This window comes from Bacillus sp. 7884-1 (genome assembly GCF_002272245.1).
Lineage (GTDB): Bacteria > Bacillota > Bacilli > Bacillales > Cytobacillaceae > Neobacillus.
Genome location: NZ_NPDD01000056.1, coordinates 52207 through 69205 on the forward strand (window position 1 = coordinate 52207; position 16999 = coordinate 69205).

At 35.6% G+C, this 16999-nt stretch carries 24 protein-coding genes; 7 read left to right on the top strand and 17 right to left on the bottom strand.

Translation table 11 applies throughout. The features are described 5' to 3' along the window. Positions 1-64 precede the first annotated feature (64 nt). Positions 65-457, bottom strand: a complete 393-nt coding sequence (locus CHI06_RS07230) for a DUF3397 domain-containing protein (RefSeq protein WP_095247752.1) — start codon at positions 455-457, stop codon at positions 65-67. Further along, entirely contained in the window at positions 454-1362 is a 909-nt protein-coding gene (locus CHI06_RS07235) for a 2-dehydropantoate 2-reductase (RefSeq protein WP_095247753.1), read from the bottom strand. The genes CHI06_RS07230 and CHI06_RS07235 overlap by 4 nt, the downstream gene beginning before the upstream one ends. Positions 1363-1712: 350 nt before the next feature. Here CHI06_RS07235 and CHI06_RS07240 point away from each other — a divergent pair, with 350 nt between their 5' ends. Further along, entirely contained in the window at positions 1713-2189 is a 477-nt protein-coding gene (locus CHI06_RS07240) for an N-acetyltransferase (RefSeq protein ID WP_095247754.1), read from the top strand. Positions 2190-2344: 155 nt separating this feature from the next. Here the strand turns inward: CHI06_RS07240 and CHI06_RS07245 are convergent, their stop codons facing one another. The 4 genes from CHI06_RS07245 to CHI06_RS07260 all read right to left on the bottom strand — a co-directional run bounded on the left by CHI06_RS07245 (position 2345) and on the right by CHI06_RS07260 (position 4697). Then, on the bottom strand, positions 2345-2968 hold the full coding sequence (locus tag CHI06_RS07245; RefSeq protein ID WP_095247755.1) for an RsfA family transcriptional regulator: 624 nt from the start codon (positions 2966-2968) through the stop codon (positions 2345-2347). 81 nt (positions 2969-3049) lie between these two features. Beyond that, entirely contained in the window at positions 3050-3814 is a 765-nt protein-coding gene (locus tag CHI06_RS07250) for an enoyl-CoA hydratase/isomerase family protein (RefSeq protein ID WP_095247756.1), read from the bottom strand. Between the two features lie 100 nt (positions 3815-3914). Beyond that, a complete protein-coding gene (gene rpmF, locus CHI06_RS07255; protein WP_063251584.1) occupies positions 3915-4088 on the bottom strand; it encodes a 50S ribosomal protein L32 in 174 nt (57 codons plus the stop codon). An 81-nt stretch (positions 4089-4169) separates the two neighbouring features. Next, positions 4170-4697 (bottom strand): YceD family protein, encoded by a 528-nt coding sequence (locus CHI06_RS07260; RefSeq protein ID WP_095247757.1) that lies wholly within the window; start codon positions 4695-4697, stop codon positions 4170-4172. Between the two features lie 259 nt (positions 4698-4956). Here CHI06_RS07260 and CHI06_RS07265 point away from each other — a divergent pair, with 259 nt between their 5' ends. Continuing rightward, positions 4957-6168 (top strand): nucleotidyltransferase, encoded by a 1212-nt coding sequence (locus tag CHI06_RS07265; protein ID WP_095247758.1) that lies wholly within the window; start codon positions 4957-4959, stop codon positions 6166-6168. Positions 6169-6198: 30 nt separating this feature from the next. Here CHI06_RS07265 and CHI06_RS07270 read toward each other — a convergent pair whose 3' ends face one another. After that, positions 6199-7218: a SepM family pheromone-processing serine protease gene (locus CHI06_RS07270; protein WP_095247759.1), complete on the bottom strand. Its 1020-nt coding sequence runs from the start codon at positions 7216-7218 to the stop codon at positions 6199-6201. 6 nt (positions 7219-7224) lie between these two features. Beyond that, positions 7225-8004 carry a patatin-like phospholipase family protein gene (locus CHI06_RS07275; RefSeq protein WP_095247760.1) on the bottom strand — a complete coding sequence of 260 codons (780 nt, stop codon included), beginning with the start codon at positions 8002-8004 and terminating at the stop codon, positions 7225-7227. Positions 8005-8216: 212 nt separating this feature from the next. Between CHI06_RS07275 and ylbJ the strand changes: the two genes are divergently transcribed. Further along, a complete protein-coding gene (gene ylbJ, locus CHI06_RS07280) occupies positions 8217-9443 on the top strand; it encodes a sporulation integral membrane protein YlbJ (RefSeq protein ID WP_095247761.1) in 1227 nt (408 codons plus the stop codon). A 22-nt stretch (positions 9444-9465) separates the two neighbouring features. On the opposite strand, the gene coaD is transcribed toward ylbJ, so the two are convergent. Together coaD and rsmD are read right to left on the bottom strand one after the other, a co-directional pair. Beyond that, positions 9466-9948, bottom strand: a complete 483-nt coding sequence (coaD, locus tag CHI06_RS07285; RefSeq protein WP_095247762.1) for a pantetheine-phosphate adenylyltransferase — start codon at positions 9946-9948, stop codon at positions 9466-9468. 13 nt (positions 9949-9961) lie between these two features. Beyond that, a complete protein-coding gene (gene rsmD / locus CHI06_RS07290) occupies positions 9962-10522 on the bottom strand; it encodes a 16S rRNA (guanine(966)-N(2))-methyltransferase RsmD (RefSeq protein ID WP_095247763.1) in 561 nt (186 codons plus the stop codon). Between the two features lie 367 nt (positions 10523-10889). On the opposite strand from rsmD, the gene CHI06_RS07295 reads away from it, so the two are divergent. Continuing rightward, positions 10890-11279, top strand: coding sequence for a DUF7147 family protein (locus CHI06_RS07295; protein ID WP_095247764.1), 390 nt, complete (start codon positions 10890-10892; stop codon positions 11277-11279). Positions 11280-11317: 38 nt separating this feature from the next. Here CHI06_RS07295 and CHI06_RS07300 read toward each other — a convergent pair whose 3' ends face one another. The 5 genes from CHI06_RS07300 to CHI06_RS07325 all read right to left on the bottom strand — a co-directional run bounded on the left by CHI06_RS07300 (position 11318) and on the right by CHI06_RS07325 (position 13720). After that, entirely contained in the window at positions 11318-11593 is a 276-nt protein-coding gene (locus CHI06_RS07300; RefSeq protein ID WP_045515404.1) for a YlbG family protein, read from the bottom strand. Positions 11594-12079: 486 nt separating this feature from the next. Next, entirely contained in the window at positions 12080-12523 is a 444-nt protein-coding gene (locus tag CHI06_RS07310; protein ID WP_095247766.1) for a YlbF family regulator, read from the bottom strand. Between the two features lie 58 nt (positions 12524-12581). After that, on the bottom strand, positions 12582-12968 hold the full coding sequence (locus tag CHI06_RS07315) for a hypothetical protein (protein ID WP_095247767.1): 387 nt from the start codon (positions 12966-12968) through the stop codon (positions 12582-12584). Positions 12969-13067: 99 nt separating this feature from the next. After that, on the bottom strand, positions 13068-13307 hold the full coding sequence (locus CHI06_RS07320; RefSeq protein WP_095247768.1) for a YlbE-like family protein: 240 nt from the start codon (positions 13305-13307) through the stop codon (positions 13068-13070). 17 nt (positions 13308-13324) lie between these two features. Continuing rightward, a complete protein-coding gene (locus tag CHI06_RS07325; protein WP_373558140.1) occupies positions 13325-13720 on the bottom strand; it encodes a YlbD family protein in 396 nt (131 codons plus the stop codon). Between the two features lie 142 nt (positions 13721-13862). Here CHI06_RS07325 and CHI06_RS07330 point away from each other — a divergent pair, with 142 nt between their 5' ends. Further along, a complete protein-coding gene (locus CHI06_RS07330) occupies positions 13863-14351 on the top strand; it encodes a PaaI family thioesterase (RefSeq protein WP_095247770.1) in 489 nt (162 codons plus the stop codon). A gap of 23 nt (positions 14352-14374) precedes the next feature. Beyond that, complete coding sequence (locus CHI06_RS07335) at positions 14375-14761, top strand: hypothetical protein (protein WP_095247771.1); 387 nt, start codon at positions 14375-14377, stop codon at positions 14759-14761. 22 nt (positions 14762-14783) lie between these two features. Here CHI06_RS07335 and CHI06_RS07340 read toward each other — a convergent pair whose 3' ends face one another. Both CHI06_RS07340 and CHI06_RS07345 read right to left on the bottom strand, forming a co-directional pair. After that, on the bottom strand, positions 14784-15815 hold the full coding sequence (locus CHI06_RS07340) for a CAP domain-containing protein (RefSeq protein WP_257009194.1): 1032 nt from the start codon (positions 15813-15815) through the stop codon (positions 14784-14786). 202 nt (positions 15816-16017) lie between these two features. Next, complete coding sequence (locus tag CHI06_RS07345) at positions 16018-16452, bottom strand: CBS domain-containing protein (protein WP_095247773.1); 435 nt, start codon at positions 16450-16452, stop codon at positions 16018-16020. 166 nt (positions 16453-16618) lie between these two features. On the opposite strand from CHI06_RS07345, the gene CHI06_RS07350 reads away from it, so the two are divergent. Continuing rightward, a complete protein-coding gene (locus CHI06_RS07350) occupies positions 16619-16978 on the top strand; it encodes a YugN family protein (RefSeq protein WP_095247774.1) in 360 nt (119 codons plus the stop codon). The last annotated feature ends 21 nt before the right edge of the window (positions 16979-16999 follow it).

The following is a 16999-nucleotide window of genomic DNA, read 5'->3' on the forward strand; positions in this document are numbered from 1 at the left end:
CTAATCAACCGTATTCATTCCATATGAGTATAACATCATCTATCCTAATAAAAAAAATCTTTGCTTAGGAAAATGTAAAAGTTACCGCACTCCGCAATATACCGAATAAAGTTAAGGATATATAAGCTAAAAAGAAGATAAGAAAATTAAATCTCCAAAAGCCTTTAAACACCTTCGTAAAGATAATTTCACCCTTTATTCTCCAATGTATTACCACAAAAACCATTGCAATGATAATTAATATTAGCAGAATCCACCAGAAAAATGATTTCCCCCAGATGGTAATTAATAAAAAATGAACGGCCAAGATAAATAAAACATTTGAGTAGTCCAAGGCTTTATGAAAAGACTTTCGAGCGTTTTTGGTAATTAGCTTATTTATTACAAAGATGATGAAAAACCCAAGTAGAGGTACTGTTAAAAATATAGTGATGATTGATGAGATAAATGAATTCAATTAACTCCCTCCCTAGCCTTTTCTTTCCCTTTTAATAAATAATAGTAATTCTCAATATTTATTGCCGGCTTTTGTTGTTTATTTGCTTCATTTAACAAAAAGCCAAGAATCGCGTCTACCTCAGTCCTTCTTCCTGCCTCCAAATCTTTTAGCATTGAAGACTGATTTTCACCTGTTTTTTTACAAATTCTAATCATATCTCTAAACTTCCTAATAGGATCTTCTAAATTTAATATAGAAGAGATTTCAAGGAATAGTTTTTTTACGGCAGCAAAATAGAAAGTGTTTGTAATTAATTCCCCGTTTTTGACCTGAAGAATTGCTGTTAAGGGATTTATTACTGCATTGGCAATTAATTTATTTACCATCATTTGATAATAATTGTCTTTTATCGTAATAGGAAAATCTATATGTACGCACGCTTCCGCAAACTCCAATAAGATTTCTGGTTTACCTTTATATAGAGCTGCATTGACTGCTCCTTCACCATTGTGCCGTACCGTATTTGAATTCACCTTGCTTGCTCCCTGCTCAACGGACCCCACAAGAATGGCAGCGGCATCAATTTTTTCAATTAATGTTAAATGACTCATACCGTTTTGTAAAAATAATAGATTTTTAGGGCTGCAATCGAAATTCCTGAAATGGTCAATAATAGATTGAAGTTGATATTGTTTTACCGCAATAATCGTTAATTCTTCAGTACCCTTCCACATTGAAATTGGCAAAGCCTTAACGCTGACTCTCCTTTGAGTCCTTCCCTTTTGAAGGATTATTCCCTTTTGATTGATTACTTCTGCTTGTTCACATGTCCTTGTATAAAGTGTTACAGAAAAAGCCTTAGCCAAGTAAGAAGCGAATAATAATCCTATCGAACCAGCGCCAATAATGCCAATATTATTCATAATACCCACCCATTTTTATCTATTTTATTAATATTTTAGCAGATACTAGTTTGTAAGTCTGTCCTAAAAAAGAAAAAAAACCATTTCAATTATTAGTGAAATGGGGCTTTTAGATTATAATGAAAATATCCATTTTTTTATTTTTCCCCTTATGTTTACACGTTTTACTACCCGAAAGTTTAGAAAACGCTTACCTTCAAGCAATTATTTAAAGAATTTTTCGTGTATTTGTTATATAATATATATTAATTCATTCTGAATAATCTCTTTAATCCCATTCCATATTATTCAGCAAGCAAGAAATGAATATATACAGTTAATATACAAATTAATTCTTAGGGGGCTTAATTATGGTAATGAAGGTTGAAAAATTAAAGGTAAATTTTAAAACACTAGAGGAATTTAAAAAATTTAAAGAATATGGAATCCAGGAGCTTTCTATGCTCGAGGATTTAGAAGCAAATATGGTTGATAATGATAGCGACTCCCCTTTTTACGGGATATATTTCGGAGACAAACTAGTAGCCCGTATGAGTCTATATCAAATAGACTCAAAGTTTGATCGATACTTCTATCCTCCACAAAATTATTTAGAATTATGGAAGCTTGAGGTCTTACCAGAATATCAGGGCAAGGGGTATGGGAAAACACTAGTAGAGTTTGCTAAAGGCTTGGGCCTCCCAATTAAAACGAACCCAAGAGTACAATCAAGAAACTTTTGGGAGCATATGAACTTTACAAATGTTGAATACGACATGGAACGCGACCGTGGTGAAAATCCACTTGTCTGGTATCCAGAAGGTGTAGAAGCACAACATCATGAATAAGTAAGCGAAAGCGCCTTGCCCAGAGGCGACAGGCATAAGACGAGCCGGCGAGAAGGTTGGTCTTTACCTTCTTGGCGGATTGGCTTATGACCCCGAGCCTCTAGGCGCAGCAGCTAGACAGATAAAGTAAAAAGCGGACATATTGTCCGCTTTTGCTATTTTTCAACTCTTTCAAGGTTTCCGTTTTTATCCATTTGGAATTTTACTTTTTGTTGTCTATCTTCTTCTTGCAAGACAACCATTTTTCTTGCTCTTTCCATAATTTCAATTAAAGAGCGGTAGTCCTCCTCGATTGCTTTTAGGTTTTTTGATAATCTTTCATTTTCCGCTGCAAGCGAATAAGATTTTTTTTCAAGATCTTTTATTTTTTGAATAGACTTCTCTTTCGCCTCCTCGATGATTGACGCAGCAGAAGCTTTCTTATGAAGGTCTTCTAAGAAGTGCAGCACGGATTGGAATGTAACTCCTTCACTTCTAGCTGAAATATGTGATGTTGTCTCTTCATTGGTAAACTCTTTTTGATAATCTTTTTCTGCAGGCACGACCTGTTTTTTTAATTCTTTCCGCTGTTTTTTTGCCAGTTCAATTCCTGATTTATATTGCTTCCTTACAAACGAGTTCCAGCGGAATCCGCAGGCAGCGGATGTCCGAGACAGCTGTTTTCCAACTTCTTCAAATGCTTGGAGCTGTGTCCCGCCTTCTCGAATATGTCTTAACACAACTTCAGCAAGCAATAAATCTTCATCTTGGGACCATGCATCTTGGCGAGTAGGTGACATCAGTAAATCCCTCCTAGTGTTTTTATTGATACATATGCATCTACTAGAAAAGATAGACTGATAAACAGATTGTCTTTATTCTTATTTCTGTGTTTTTTTACTAATAAAGTTTTGGACATATCTATGATGGTTCTCGCTTTCCCATAAAACACTACAATTACTGACCTCTTCTTCTATTCTTTCTCGAAGCTTACTTTCCTTCCATTTTCGAATCCACATCATTTTATACGATTCTAAAACACTTAATTCAACAGCTAACAGTTTCTCCAAATAAGCTTCGCAGGATGATATTGGGTCACTTGAATAAATCAGGTCTATAAAACCGACTTCTTTTAAATATTCAGCAGTTTGAATATCTGCTTCCATTAAAAGCTTCATACTGCCTGCAGCTGGTAGTTTTTCTGCTAAAATCGTGCCCCCGCCCCAACCAGTGGTAATAGCTTGTTTACCTTGAACAAATCCAGCTTTTACCCCTTTTCTTGCTAAACGGAAATCACATGCAGCAGCCAACTCACATCCTCCACCGATGGCCGTACCATTTATAAGAGCAATTGTTGGTTTCGTCATTGTCAATATCGAAATAAGAATATTGGACATTTTTGAAAGCATTACATAGGCCTCTTCTTTTGTTTTAAGCTGATGGAATACAGATAAGTCACCGCCTGAACAAAAAGCTCGGTCACCTTCCCCTGTAATGACAAGCGCTTTAATCGATGGGTCTTCAGCTAATGAAATTGCTTCTGTTAATCCATGCATGACATCATAATTAATCGCATTTCTTTTATCACTTCTTGTGATTGTAAATATTAAATAACCACTATCTCTTTTCTCAATGAAATAGGACAAGCAGCTTCCACCTTTCTCTCCTGTTTGTATGTATAAAAATTCTCAGGTAACGACAAAAGCACAAGGGCATTTTGCGCCTTGTGCTTTATCCTAATGGAAATTAGTCGTTAACAACGTCTTTTCCCTTGTATGTTCCGCAAGCTTTACATACGCGGTGTGAAAGTTTCATTTCACCACAGTTTGGGCAGCTTACCATACCAGGTACGTTTAATTTAAAATGTGTACGACGTTTTCTTTTTACAGTTTTAGAAGTCCTTCTAAAAGGTACAGCCATTCTTCCCACCTCCTTAAAGAGTATTAAGAAAGTAATGAAGGCCAGGAATGCTGGTTCTTCACTTTGCTTCTTGTTTTGCGATTATGATTCGGAAGAAGAATTGTTTTTGTCAAAAAACTTTGCAAGACCTGCTAGTCTTGGATCAATCTTCTTGGATTGATCTTGATCATGAACAACTTCCCAGTCCTTACCGGATTGTGGTGCAGCATCTTCATGATTAACATCCTCACAGAACACCTGCATTGGAACTTCTAGTAAAAGGATTTCTCTAATGACTGGCATTAGATCAATTACTTCCCCTTTTACTTGATATACTTCCTCTTCAGTTTCATATTCTGAACCTTGTAAGAGGAAAGTTTCAGTTGTGTCGACATTAATCGGAAGTTTTACATCCACTAAAGTACGAGAACAAGGCAAGATTAAATAACCTTCTATTTTCAAATGAAATGTTACTTTTGTTGAATCAATGTCACCCCGACCTGTAATATGCATCGGAGAAACTTCACGAATCGATGGATCCGTTTCAATAATTTCATCAACTCTAATCGTATCATCAATCAGAAAATCCTTGTTTCGATATTTTTGTAATTGGCTTAATGTCCATTTCAATTGAATCACCCCAAGGCAACAAAGGTAATTATAGCCTTCGATTAAATTTTTGTCAATGTTTTTTCTTTACACCTAAAACGTAATATTTCATTTTACTTTTTTCCAAAACACTTTCTTCATACTAGCTTACCCAGTTCGATCATATTACAATCCCTGCTTACCATTATTATGAACTAATATCTTATTATGGTAATTTTTGCTATAATACGATTACTGTAAAAAATACCATGATATTCTAATAATAAGGAGATATCTAATCATGAAAGCTGTTGGTGTAATTGTTGAATATAACCCTTTTCATAATGGACATGCCTATCATCTACAAGCAGCAAAGGAAACAGCTCATGCTGATCTTGCTGTAGCTGTTATGAGTGGGAATTTTCTTCAACGCGGTGAACCTGCTCTTGTTTCTAAATGGTATCGAACAAAAATGGCACTTCTTAGCGGTGTTGATATCGTCCTAGAACTTCCTTATCAATTTGCAACTCAAAAGGCCGAAACCTTTGCAAATGGTGCAGTCTCGGTTCTAGATGCCATTGGGTGTCATTCACTTTGCTTCGGCAGTGAAAGCGGTGATATCTCTACCTTCCAACAAACAGTCGATTATATGGATTTGCATAAAGATTGTTTAGATGAAAAAATAAAAATGAATATCAAAACAGGTGTAAGTTTCCCTAAAGCATTATCGTTGTCTTTTCAGTCAATGTCAAGTACTGAAACCCTATTAAGTTTAGATAAACCAAATAATATCCTTGGTTTTCATTATGTAAAAGCTCTAAAAAGGCAAAAAAGTTCAATCGTTCCACTTACGATAAAGAGAAAAAATGCCAATTACCATGATGAACACTTTGCCACTGAAACCATTGCTAGTGCGACAAGCATACGAAAAGCACTCTTTACTTCTAAAGATAATAATACCATTGAACAATATGTACCAGATACAACAAGCGCACTGCTCAAAGAGTATCTGAATGAATATGGGAGTTTTCATGAATGGGAAAATTATTGGAGTTTTTTACGTTTTCGCCTGCTCCATAGCAGTCCAGAAGAGCTGAGAGAAATTTACGAGGTTGAAGAAGGAATAGAAAACAGATTAATAGCAGCAGCATTAGAGTCCTCTACCTTTAAAGAATTTATGGAAAAAGTAAAAACAAAGCGCTATACCTGGACTAGACTTCAAAGGATATGTGTCCATATCTTAACCAATACCAAAAAAGCAGAAATGAGCGGTACTCTAGAAAAAGCTTCTTATTTAAGACTATTAGGGATGACAAAAAGAGGAAAAGAATACTTAAATAAAAACAAATCACAATTTAAACTTCCGCTTATTTCCAAATTATCAGCATATAAAGAAAACGATATTTCACTTGATATTAAAGCATCACGAGTTTATTCTTTTGGGTTAGCACAACAATATGGGAACATCCTTTTACAACAAGAATTTAAACAACCACCTATATTTGTACAATAAGAAAGATGATGCCATGAGGCACCATCTTTCTTATTTCATAGGTAATTTCTGCAAGTAATTAATCGCATCATCAATTAGGTCTACCGGGACAATTTTCATTTTTGAATCAATTTCATTTGCTGTCTTAACCGCCAAGTTGTAATTGGAATCACTGATTCCCTTTTCATTAGGAGCAAAAAATATTTCTGCTCCTGCTTTGTCAGCAGCAACAATTTTTTGGTCAATCCCCCCAATAGGTCCAACGGCTCCTTTGGAATCAATGGTCCCTGTTCCTGCAATTTTGTAGCCTTTCGTAAAGTCCGCTTCCATTAACTGATCATAGATTTCTAATGCAAACATCAATCCTGCCGAAGGTCCGCCAATCTCGTCGGTCTTAACGGATACTTTTGGATTCACAATAATTTCCTTATCATCAACCAAAGAAATTCCAATACCAACCTTCTTTGGATCCTCTTTGAAAGCTTGAAGCGTTACTTTTACCTTTTTGGTTTTATTATTCCTTTTAATCGTTAATTCTACTTGATTGCCAGCCTTTTTACTGCCAACATAATCGATAAAACTTTCAGAGGATTTAAATTTCCCACTATCAACCTCAATGATACGATCGCCAGGAAGTAATTTTCCTTCTGCAGGCATATCAGGTACTACCTGAACAACGTAGACACCCTTATACTCGTATTCGACTGGATAACCGGCCTTTTTATATGCTACTTCAATTGCATTCAGCTTCGAACCTGCCATCATATGAAGCTGTCTGGCGTTGTATTCATCTTGCGTTTCCTTTTCATGTAAAATGGCATCTATCGGGTAGAGTTCAACATAATCAAATAGCATAGCTTCCGCATACGAATAGATATTGGCTTTTCCCATTCTTACAGTTGTAAGCATAAAGCTACCTTTACCTTCTTTACGATCCTCTACTTGAATGATGGGGGCTAGTTCTTTTGCTATACCTGGTTTTGATACATAATAAGGCAAAGAATAAAATATGCCCGCAAACATCAGCAATGCTATAACAATGGAAGAACCTACAAATATTTTTCTTCTCATAGCATTTTACCCCTTCCATCCCTCTATCACATTTTTTATTTGTTCTATTTGTTTTTTTGCTTCTTCTTCTCCAAGAGTAATGATTTCGTCAATATTTGTAAATGCACGGGAGCTATATTCTTCAACTGGCGGACGAATCATGATATCAGAAGCAATCTCACGATTAATAAGAATTTCTGTTTGCATAATATCAATACTCTGCATAATAACATCATAAATAGAGGTGATTTCTGCATTACGCTTGACCCTCGATACGTCAACCGCAATCACAATATTAGCACCCATTTCTTTCGCAACGGATACCGGAACCCTGTCAGACACTCCACCATCCACTAGGATTCTTCCATTGTATTTTTCAGGGACAAAAATTCCAGGGATAGATATACTTGCTCTGACAGCCTCCGCCACGGGACCTTGCTTAAACACTACTTTTTCACCAGTAAGTAAATCGGTTGCTACGATTCCTATTGGAATGGATAAATCCTCAATATTTTTACCGTGTGTAAAAACCCTAATGAAATCCTTCACCCTTTTTCCTGCAATAAAGCCCATTTTCGGAACAGTAAAGTCTAAAAAATATTTTCGTTTAAATGCTGTTGATAATTTATATAAACGTTCAATTTCAAGACCTGCCCCATAAAAGCTGCCTACTAGTGCTCCCATACTGCTGCCGGCAATTATATGAATAGGAATTCCAGCTTCCTTCAAAACTTTAATGACCCCTAAATGGGCAAATCCCCGTGCTCCGCCGGAACCAAGTGCTAATCCTATCTTAGGACGCTCCATAGCCTTCCCTCCTTTTCATAAGCTTTATAAGCATATGACAAAACAAAATATGTTAGGAGAAATCTCGTTCAATCTTATGGTCTAAATTAGCGTTCTATGAGTATATTTGTGTTATATAGGACAAGGCCTGAGTGATAAACAAAATAATAATCCTTATTTTAACATTATTTATTTATACAGTATAACAAAACCCTCGGAAGGAGGCTCTTTCTTTGTTTCAATCAAAAATTAAAACAATATTTTTATCTATTTCCGCAATCATTTTAGCTGGTTCCATGATTGCATATCCTAAGGAGTCCTTTGAAGCCTCCATCCGTGGACTCACTATGTGGTGGGAAATTGTTTTTCCTTCATTGTTACCGTTTTTTATCGTATCTGAAATGTTAATTGGTTTTGGGGTAGTCAAGTTTATAGGTGTCTTATTAGAGCCGCTCATGAGACCTTTATTTAGAGTTCCTGGTGTAGGCGGGTTTGTTTGGGCAATGGGAATGGCTTCTGGATTTCCAGCAGGTGCTAAGTTGACTACAAGACTGCGCCAGGAAGGTCAGTTAACCCAAATTGAAGCAGAAAGGCTTGTTTCCTTCACAAACTCCTCAAATCCATTATTTATCTTCGGTGCGGTTGCAGTTGGTTTTTTCCATAACCCAAATTTAGGAGTCATTTTAGCAATGGCCCATTATTTAGGAAATATTTGTGTGGGTCTAATGATGAGGTTTTATGGCAGGGAAACACCCGAAAAAACGAAGGACAAGCAAGGAAAATTTATACTAAGATCTGCTTTCTCAGCACTCCACCAAACTAGAATAAATGACAACCGTCCCATTGGCAAACTTCTAGGCGATGCCGTAAGTTCTTCCATTCAAACTTTGCTAATGGTTGGTGGATTCATTATTTTATTTTCAGTGATCAACAAGCTTCTCTTTCATTTACATATTACTGCTGCGCTCGCAAAATTATTTGATCTTGCTCTATCATCATTATCATTTCCTGATATGCTTAGCATTCCATTCATTTCAGGATTATTTGAAATTACAATGGGTAGTGATTTAACAAGCCGGGTCGGGGACGCTACTTTACTCCAGCAAGCGATTATTACAAGCTTTATCCTAGCTTTTAGCGGTTTTAGTGTTCAAGCACAGGTAGCCAGTATTTTAGCTCAGTCTGATATTCGCTTTAAACCTTTCTTTTTTGCGAGAATTGCACAAGGGATATTCGCGAGTATATTTGCTTTTATTTTGTGGAAACCAATCTATGTTCGGTTTTATCAAACAGAACAGCCATCTAATGCAATCCCGGTTAGTTTTTTTGAAGAAGGTACATGGCTGCATACTTTATACCATAAAACAATTGAACTTGGCCCAATCATTACCATTCTTTCATTATCAATATATGTTTTGCTCTTATATTTTCATTCAGTAAGAACATCAAAAAAGCCTTAGGTTTCCCTGAAGGCTTTTTACGTTATCTATTAAATTTTTTATCTAGTGCACTCTTTACAACAGGTGGTACAAGCTCTGAAATATTTCCATTGTACTTTGATACTTCCTTAACAATGCTAGAGCTTAAGAATGAATATTGGCTATTAGTCATAATAAAAAAGGTTTCAATTTCATCATTTAGAACTCTGTTCATGGAGGTTATTTGCATTTCATATTCAAAGTCTGAGACTGCACGTAAGCCGCGAATGATAGCATTCGCTTTAACTGACTTAGCATATTCAACAAGGAGTCCAGAATGTTCATCGACCTTCACATTTGGAAGATCCTTTGTTACTTCTTTTATTAGACTCATCCGCTCCTCGACACTGAAAAGCGGGTTTTTTGATGAATTATTCATGACGCTCACATAGACCATGTCAAATACCTTTGCGCCTCTTCTGATGATATCTAAATGACCAAACGTGATTGGATCAAAACTCCCAGGACAAACAGCAATACTAGCCACAAAAGACTCCCCCTTATTCCTCACTATGCTGTGAATAAATTGTTATCGCAATAATTCCATACTTTTCATGCTTATATTGTGAAAACTCCCCTGCACTTACGGGTAATTCAACATCATGACTATGTTCGCAGATTATGTACCCGCCATTTTTTAATAACCTATATTCCGAAATCTTTTGCATTAAACTGAGTAACTGCTGCTTTTTATACGGCGGGTCTAAAAATATGTAATCAAAGTGAATTTCCCTTTTTACTAAGGCTTTTAATGCTCTGTCTGCATCATTCCGATACACTTCCACCTTATCCTCCATCTTACATGCGTGGATATTCTCATGGATTGTTTGAATTGCCTTGGCATCACGGTCTACAAAAATGACTTTTTCTAGACCTCTGCTTAGCGCTTCCAATCCTAACCCACCGCTGCCAGCGAAAAGGTCCAGTCCTATTCCACCTTCAAAATATGGTCCAATCATATTAAATAAGGCTTCTTTTACTTTATCAGTTGTTGGTCTTGTTGTATTTCCGGGAACAGCTTTTAAGGCTCTACCTTTACAAACTCCTGAAACGACTCTCATTAATTATCACCACAATTTTTTCTATATTCTATTTTTAACATTATCCTATCATAATTGAATAAACTAGCCAACTTGTCGGATTATTTTACGAAAAATTATTTTACATACGTATAAGCTTGATAGTTGTGGAAATAATGTAATTAACAACATCAATTCGAGGATGTTGTTGCCAACCGCGGAGAAGACTTACGTTTCCCCATAAGTTCTTCCTCCGGTTTCTCCTCTCCCTTTGCCTTCTATCCTTTATCGAGGATGTAGAAGGACCCTGCAGATGAATGTCTGCAGGGTTTTTTCTTTTGTTTAAAGCTTTATATCCCAAAATATGATAAAGTATGGAATAAATTCTTAAACAAAAGGAGAGTTTTCTTTGATACAACGCTTTATTGAACTAGGCGAGGGTTATTCGGATATATATGAGTTACTTGAACTAGCAAAGGCTAATCAACGCCGGCTTCTTCATATGATGGCATTTCATACAGAAAAGAATGAAAAGCAAGTGACATCTCTAGCAGTCGTTTTGCAGCTCACAGATCCTGGAAAATTCCAAGCACTTTATATTTGCCGTGAAGGTATCCCTAATCCAAACTTTACTCCAAATAAAAGATATGATTTATTTCAGCAGACTGCAGAGGAACTTGGAAAGATAATTATTCAGCTTTCCGTTAAACCCTCAACAATATTTCATGAGAAAGACTTGTACTATCAACATTTAATTGCAATATTAAGATTAAATCATTATATAAAGCCTCTTCATTAAAAAAAAGCGGAAGCGCCATAGGGCCTTCCGCTTTCTTCTTATATTCCCATTTTATAATCATACTCTTTTGCTTTATCTGGTGCTGCATTTTCAAATTCCATCTTTAAGAAAGGCTTATATGACGGTTCCACTTTCTTAACAAATGAAAAGGAATTTATTTTTTCCATAATCACTTCAAGTTCATCTTGATTACAATAAAGTACAACATATTTTAATTTTTTTGAAACGTAATGAACATTCCCAAAACGTCTTAACATCTTTGCTTGCTTTAAGGAATAAAGCCAAATAACCAATCCTTGCCTTTGAACGAACATACTTATTTTCCCCTTCAATAAACCATCATTTTAATAAGTCTAGCATATTAAAACACTCTTTTTCAATTCAAACTTTACTGATGATTCGGTAATTTTACCCAAAACACCTAAGGATAATGGTGATTCATATGGATTTAGAGCCAATCTGGCAGTTATTTATAAAGAAACTCTCATCGAACAAGTGTATTACAAATGTACATTGGAAAAAAATAACTGGAATTCCGTTTTTATATATTATCATAACACCCAATTTTCCACAGCGGACTCTTGAGGAATTCATTAACAAGTGTTCCGTTGTCGCAATGAAGGGTCACCGATTGCACAGTGAAACAATTTTCGTGCGTCAGGATGGCATGCTTTTGGTTTATCGACACCGGTTTTATGTACCTCAAGAAAAAATGTTTTGCTGCGGGAACCTATGTGTTGATTGTACACGGTTAAATGGATAAGAAAAAATCGGCTTAATATTTCATTAAGCCGATAACTTTAAGCAGAGCACCCACAGCTTCCACCGCCACCACAGCCTGAGCCGTGAGAACCTGTATCAAAAAATGGATTTCCTGAAGGAACTTTTATATGTTGGGAAACTGCACCGCCGACAAACATACTAATTTCATCCAGTAGACTTTGCAGGTCATTTTCCGCTAATTTAAATTCAGCCACATGTGAATCTAAGTCCATATCCCGTTTATATTCACGAATTTGACTCATTATCCTCTTATAATCCGGATGGTATTTGCCAAACCGCTGCACCTCTTCATAAAGCTCCTTAAGGTTTACAAAACGGTTAATCTTCTCTTGCGTTTCCTTATTCGTCTGCATCTTATATAGGCAAATGTGATATTGTTCTACAATATCAGATTCTAAAACCATTTGTGCTAATTCCTCAGCATATTCTAATAGTTCTACTCTTTCTGATGTAGCAAGCATGTACGCCCACCTCCATTCACATTTTAACATGAATGTAAGCTGAAAGTGAAATAAACTATTACTTAGGGATATTTACCAAGAACTCACTCGTTAATCCATACGATTTGTTATGTAAATCTACAACCTCCAGTTTAACCTCATGTTGCCCAGGAGGAAGACCTTTAATGATAAAGGCTGCTGCGTTTACTTCCTTCGTTCTTTTCCCATCTACCCAAATTACCATCTTACCTACCTTCTGACCCTTATGATCTGATTGCCTAAAACTAATTCCAGATAAAATACACTCAACTAATACATCTTTGCCATTTGTTTTGGATTGAACAAAAAACGTGGGGGTCTTGTCCGAATCTGCACTGAATACCTGTGAAACATTTGAAGCTTGAAAACCAGAAAGGATACTAACTAAGAATATAGAAAGAATGGTCAATTTTATGCACTTTTTCAATTCCATCACTCCTTTTACCTGTATTGTTTGCCTCGTTTATTTATTTTACTCTTTACTCATGTTTCAACGAAAAAGGACCACTAACTAAGTGGTCCCTCATCAATCTTGATTTTTCATAGATTGAAGCATATAAAACATCATGGATGCCATTTGTACATTATTTGTAAATTTCTCAACCTTGTGTGGAATGGTTTTTTTATAGTAATTAAGTGACTCAATTTCTAAAGTCTGCAAATCATAGGGGTTCCTAGATAGCTTTCGATACCACAGCGGCTGTTCTCGTATAAATTTTTTTAATTCTTTTTGGCGATTTAAATATTCGAATACATCTCTTCTCATAGAAATTTTCCCCTCTGTTAGTCTTTACGAAATGAAAAAGGATGTTTTGGTTCAACTTTTAATGGGGTCTGTTTAGGTTGACTCCCCTGAAATTGGGAAATTACGCCTTGAATAGCCCCCAGCGCTTGACTTAAGTTATTTACATAATGCTGAATTTGATTCGGATCCATTTTTTGTACGGTACCTAAGATTGTAGATATCCAGTCATTTTTTTTATCCTCTTCCTTTTCAGCACTAGGACTAGTTTTAACCCCTATTGTCTCCCAACGATTATCTTCTTCTCCAAGTAGATACCAATCTTCATATAACTCCTGCCAAGTTGAATTTCCATTCCGTACTTCCTTAATTAACGCCGGGTTATTTTTCACAAATTCTTTAAATTTAATCACGGAAGGATGTAATTCTTTTTGCATAATACTTCACCCCTGCCCAAATCCAATGTGCCTATTATACGATATGTGTTAAATTAAAAATTGTGAAAAAACTACTTGCTGTAAAAATAATATTTATAATGGTAAGATGACTTCAGAATGAGTAACGAGAGAGGGAGAAAACATGAAAGACGCACTACATCAATTATTAAACAATTGTATTGAAAATGGATCTAAAGAAGAATTACATGCACTAGCCTATTTATTAGAAGGATTTCAAAAGAAAATCGATAAAAAGTATTCACAATATATTGATGGGCTGCTCCATATGGAGAGAAAAATAGATAAGGAAAAGAAAACATGTGAAATCACGGTTCCATTAAATGCGGTTTGGAATAATTCATTAGATATGGTTCATGGAGGAGTCACGGCCACTTTACTTGATACTGTCATGGGGACTGTAATAAATGCCATCCTTCCAGAAGGTTTTGGAGCAGTAACAAATCAACTGAATATCCATTATATTGCTCCTGGAATCGGCGATTCCCTACATTGTAAAGCTGAAATTATTCATCACGGAAGCAAGACAGTTGTCATTTCAGGAGAAGCATTCCGCTCGGATGGGAAAAAAATAGCACATGCAACCGGAACATTTTTTATTATTCAAAAATAGGGTAAATGAGGAGAAAGAACAATATGGTTACTGCGGTTGTCATTCCCATACTTTGCCTTTACTTCTATTGGATTACTAGAAAAGAAATGAAACTAAATGATAGTAAGTGGCTAGCATCCGCTGTAGTAGCAAAAGAAGCGGTTCTGACCGGTGAAATTAAAAGTATTAACCAAGAAAAACAACGTTTTTATTATCATCGGTACATACTTATTTATGAACTTACACTCCAAACCGAAACAAAATTAATAAAAGCAAAAAAAATAATCCCAATCAGAAATAATATTGAAATTGAAATTGATACCTTTTCGGTTGGTGATGTAATAAGAATATATGGCAGCTGGGAAAGAAATCATTTTCATTTTAACGAATACCAACTGGTACATATAGATAAAAAGGAAAAAGGTGACTAATTAGTCACCTTTTACTTTTTATCTAATCCTCTGATTTTTGAATAAAGTTTTGTGTATAATATTTTTGATATACTCCAACACCTAGATGAGTGAAATCATCATTCAATAATGACTCCCGGTGACCTTTACTATTTAACCAGCCCTCAGCCACTGCAGGGCCATCTGTGTAATTAGCAGCAATATTCTCGCCAGCAGACTTATAGGGAACACTTGCAGCCTCTAGTCTATCGGAAAGACTGCCAAACTTCTTAGAGGTATGGGAGAAGTCATCGTTGTCTGACATATCCTTACTATGACCATAGGCTACTGCTGAAGTCTCCTCATCCCATTTTAAACTGTTTACATTATGCCTTATCCGCATTACATTGGTAATATCAAGTATTTCTTTTTCTGTTCCTTCCTCAATGACTCTCCACATCTCATCACTAGGCTCAAGCGCTTCAATTAATTCACCGCTATAGACTAGTTCATAGGGCCGCTGTTTAATTAAGGTTTCATCGTTCAAAAAGCGTACACTTGAAAGGCTGCCAGTAAATTGGTCTATATATAATTGGACGTAAATATCTCCCAATTTTATTAATGGTCGAATATTCAAATCAGTATCATTCAATTCAAAACGATATGAATTCCCCTTAAACTCAATATCTATATTTGTATCAACAGACTGCGTATTAAAAATTTCTTCAATTGGCTGTCCAATTTTAAAAGGCGAAACATCCAAATTATCACCTATTGCATATACCGTTACCACTTTGTTATTCAACACACCAACTTGTACATAACGGGAGTAGTCAGTATTATAAATATACCATTGATAACCATATAAAGATTCATCGATTCTTTGTGGTTCACCTAGGATTCCTTTTATATAGGTGAGTTCTTGACCAATTAGTAAGCCCAAACCACTGTTTGGACGTTCACTAGAAGTTTTCTCCTGAATATCTTTTCCCTGATTTTGATATAATGATTTATTCATTTCTAACGAATGTTCATCAGTGATTAAAACTTCATTATCTCCATTTTCATTAATACTTACATAAAAACCAATTGTCACGAAAATAGACGCCAGGATGAGGATTCTGAAGAGAGTACGCAGTTGTATTCACCCTCTCTATTACATTTCATTCATAATATGCTTTATTTTAATAATTATATCACCATTATCATTGTAAGTAATAGAGAATATTAAACCTGTCAGAAAAATAAAATTTATATAAAAAAACAGATACACCATTTAGATGTATCTGTTCTTTCTATTAGTGTTGTACCCCATTATAATTTTGCTCTGAGATTTCTGTAAGTGCTTCTTTCGCTTGATCATCAGTTAATTTTCTAATTGCAAAATCTCCCAGAGAAACAATACCAATTAATTTATCCCCTTCGACAACAGGCAGCCGGCGTATTTGGTGCTCAGCCATTAAATTCGCTGCTTCCTTGCTTGTAGCGTCTGCAGATATTGTTACAAGTTTACTACTCATAATATCTTCGACTTTTGTTGAACCTGGGTGTTTTTCAGCCACGCCTCTTACTACGATATCGCGGTCAGTAATCATACCAACAAGCTTATCCTGGTCAACAATGGGGATAGCTCCAACATTTAATTCTTTCATCTTGACTGCTACTTCAAAAACATTATCCAACAAAGTACAACACTCTACATCACCTGTCATAATATCACGTATCTTTTCCAATTCTACGCCCCCAGTTTTACATAGTTTTTCTTTAACATTTTCTTATGTTTACCAAAAAGGAAAGATATATTCGATGATGTTTACATTGCAAGTTCAAACATTTTCAACTATTATTAAATTGAATTAATTTGCTTAAGTTAGGCATTGTTTCTAGGAGGGACTATTTATGAAATTCGAAAATACTGGCTATGAAAAGATGAAAGCTGATTTAAACCGTTTAGATGATGTAATGCTTGAGTACGGTTTAGTTCGAGAAGGTCAGTGGGATTACGACCGTGTTACATATGACCGAAAGTTTGAGTTAAAAGAAGGAACATTTTACTTACGAGTACAAGGCCATGCTGTAGAAGGAAATGTTGATTCTAATAAGGCAGTTATCGAGTTAATGACTCCATTGTTAGGAAAACATTATTATCCTCATGGAGTAGAATATGGTGAAGGGGAAAACTTCCCAACATCACTAGTAAATCAATGCAAGAAAATTCTTGAGGGTATCAAAACAGAAGTTGATAAATTTGCTTTATAAGCAAAAAGACGCATGAATCTT

What these genes read in the sequence shown, in the direction of transcription:
- CHI06_RS07235 (WP_095247753.1), bottom strand. Translation starts at nt 1,362, where the DNA reads ATGAATAATATTGGCATTATTGGCGCTGGTTCGATAGGATTATTATTC.
- CHI06_RS07270 (WP_095247759.1), bottom strand. Translation starts at nt 7,218, where the DNA reads ATGAGAAGAAAAATATTTGTAGGTTCTTCCATTGTTATAGCATTGCTG.
- CHI06_RS07240 (WP_095247754.1), top strand. Translation starts at nt 1,713, where the DNA reads ATGGTAATGAAGGTTGAAAAATTAAAGGTAAATTTTAAAACACTAGAG.
- CHI06_RS07245 (WP_095247755.1), bottom strand. Translation starts at nt 2,968, where the DNA reads ATGTCACCTACTCGCCAAGATGCATGGTCCCAAGATGAAGATTTATTG.
- CHI06_RS07350 (WP_095247774.1), top strand. Translation starts at nt 16,619, where the DNA reads ATGAAATTCGAAAATACTGGCTATGAAAAGATGAAAGCTGATTTAAAC.
- CHI06_RS07320 (WP_095247768.1), bottom strand. Translation starts at nt 13,307, where the DNA reads ATGAGAAGAGATGTATTCGAATATTTAAATCGCCAAAAAGAATTAAAA.
- CHI06_RS07300 (WP_045515404.1), bottom strand. Translation starts at nt 11,593, where the DNA reads ATGTTCGTTCAAAGGCAAGGATTGGTTATTTGGCTTTATTCCTTAAAG.
- CHI06_RS07325 (WP_373558140.1), bottom strand. Translation starts at nt 13,720, where the DNA reads ATGCAAAAAGAATTACATCCTTCCGTGATTAAATTTAAAGAATTTGTG.
- rsmD (WP_095247763.1), bottom strand. Translation starts at nt 10,522, where the DNA reads ATGAGAGTCGTTTCAGGAGTTTGTAAAGGTAGAGCCTTAAAAGCTGTT.
- rpmF (WP_063251584.1), bottom strand. Translation starts at nt 4,088, where the DNA reads ATGGCTGTACCTTTTAGAAGGACTTCTAAAACTGTAAAAAGAAAACGT.
- CHI06_RS07330 (WP_095247770.1), top strand. Translation starts at nt 13,863, where the DNA reads ATGAAAGACGCACTACATCAATTATTAAACAATTGTATTGAAAATGGA.
- CHI06_RS07335 (WP_095247771.1), top strand. Translation starts at nt 14,375, where the DNA reads ATGGTTACTGCGGTTGTCATTCCCATACTTTGCCTTTACTTCTATTGG.
- CHI06_RS07265 (WP_095247758.1), top strand. Translation starts at nt 4,957, where the DNA reads ATGAAAGCTGTTGGTGTAATTGTTGAATATAACCCTTTTCATAATGGA.
- CHI06_RS07275 (WP_095247760.1), bottom strand. Translation starts at nt 8,004, where the DNA reads ATGGAGCGTCCTAAGATAGGATTAGCACTTGGTTCCGGCGGAGCACGG.
- CHI06_RS07310 (WP_095247766.1), bottom strand. Translation starts at nt 12,523, where the DNA reads ATGCTTGCTACATCAGAAAGAGTAGAACTATTAGAATATGCTGAGGAA.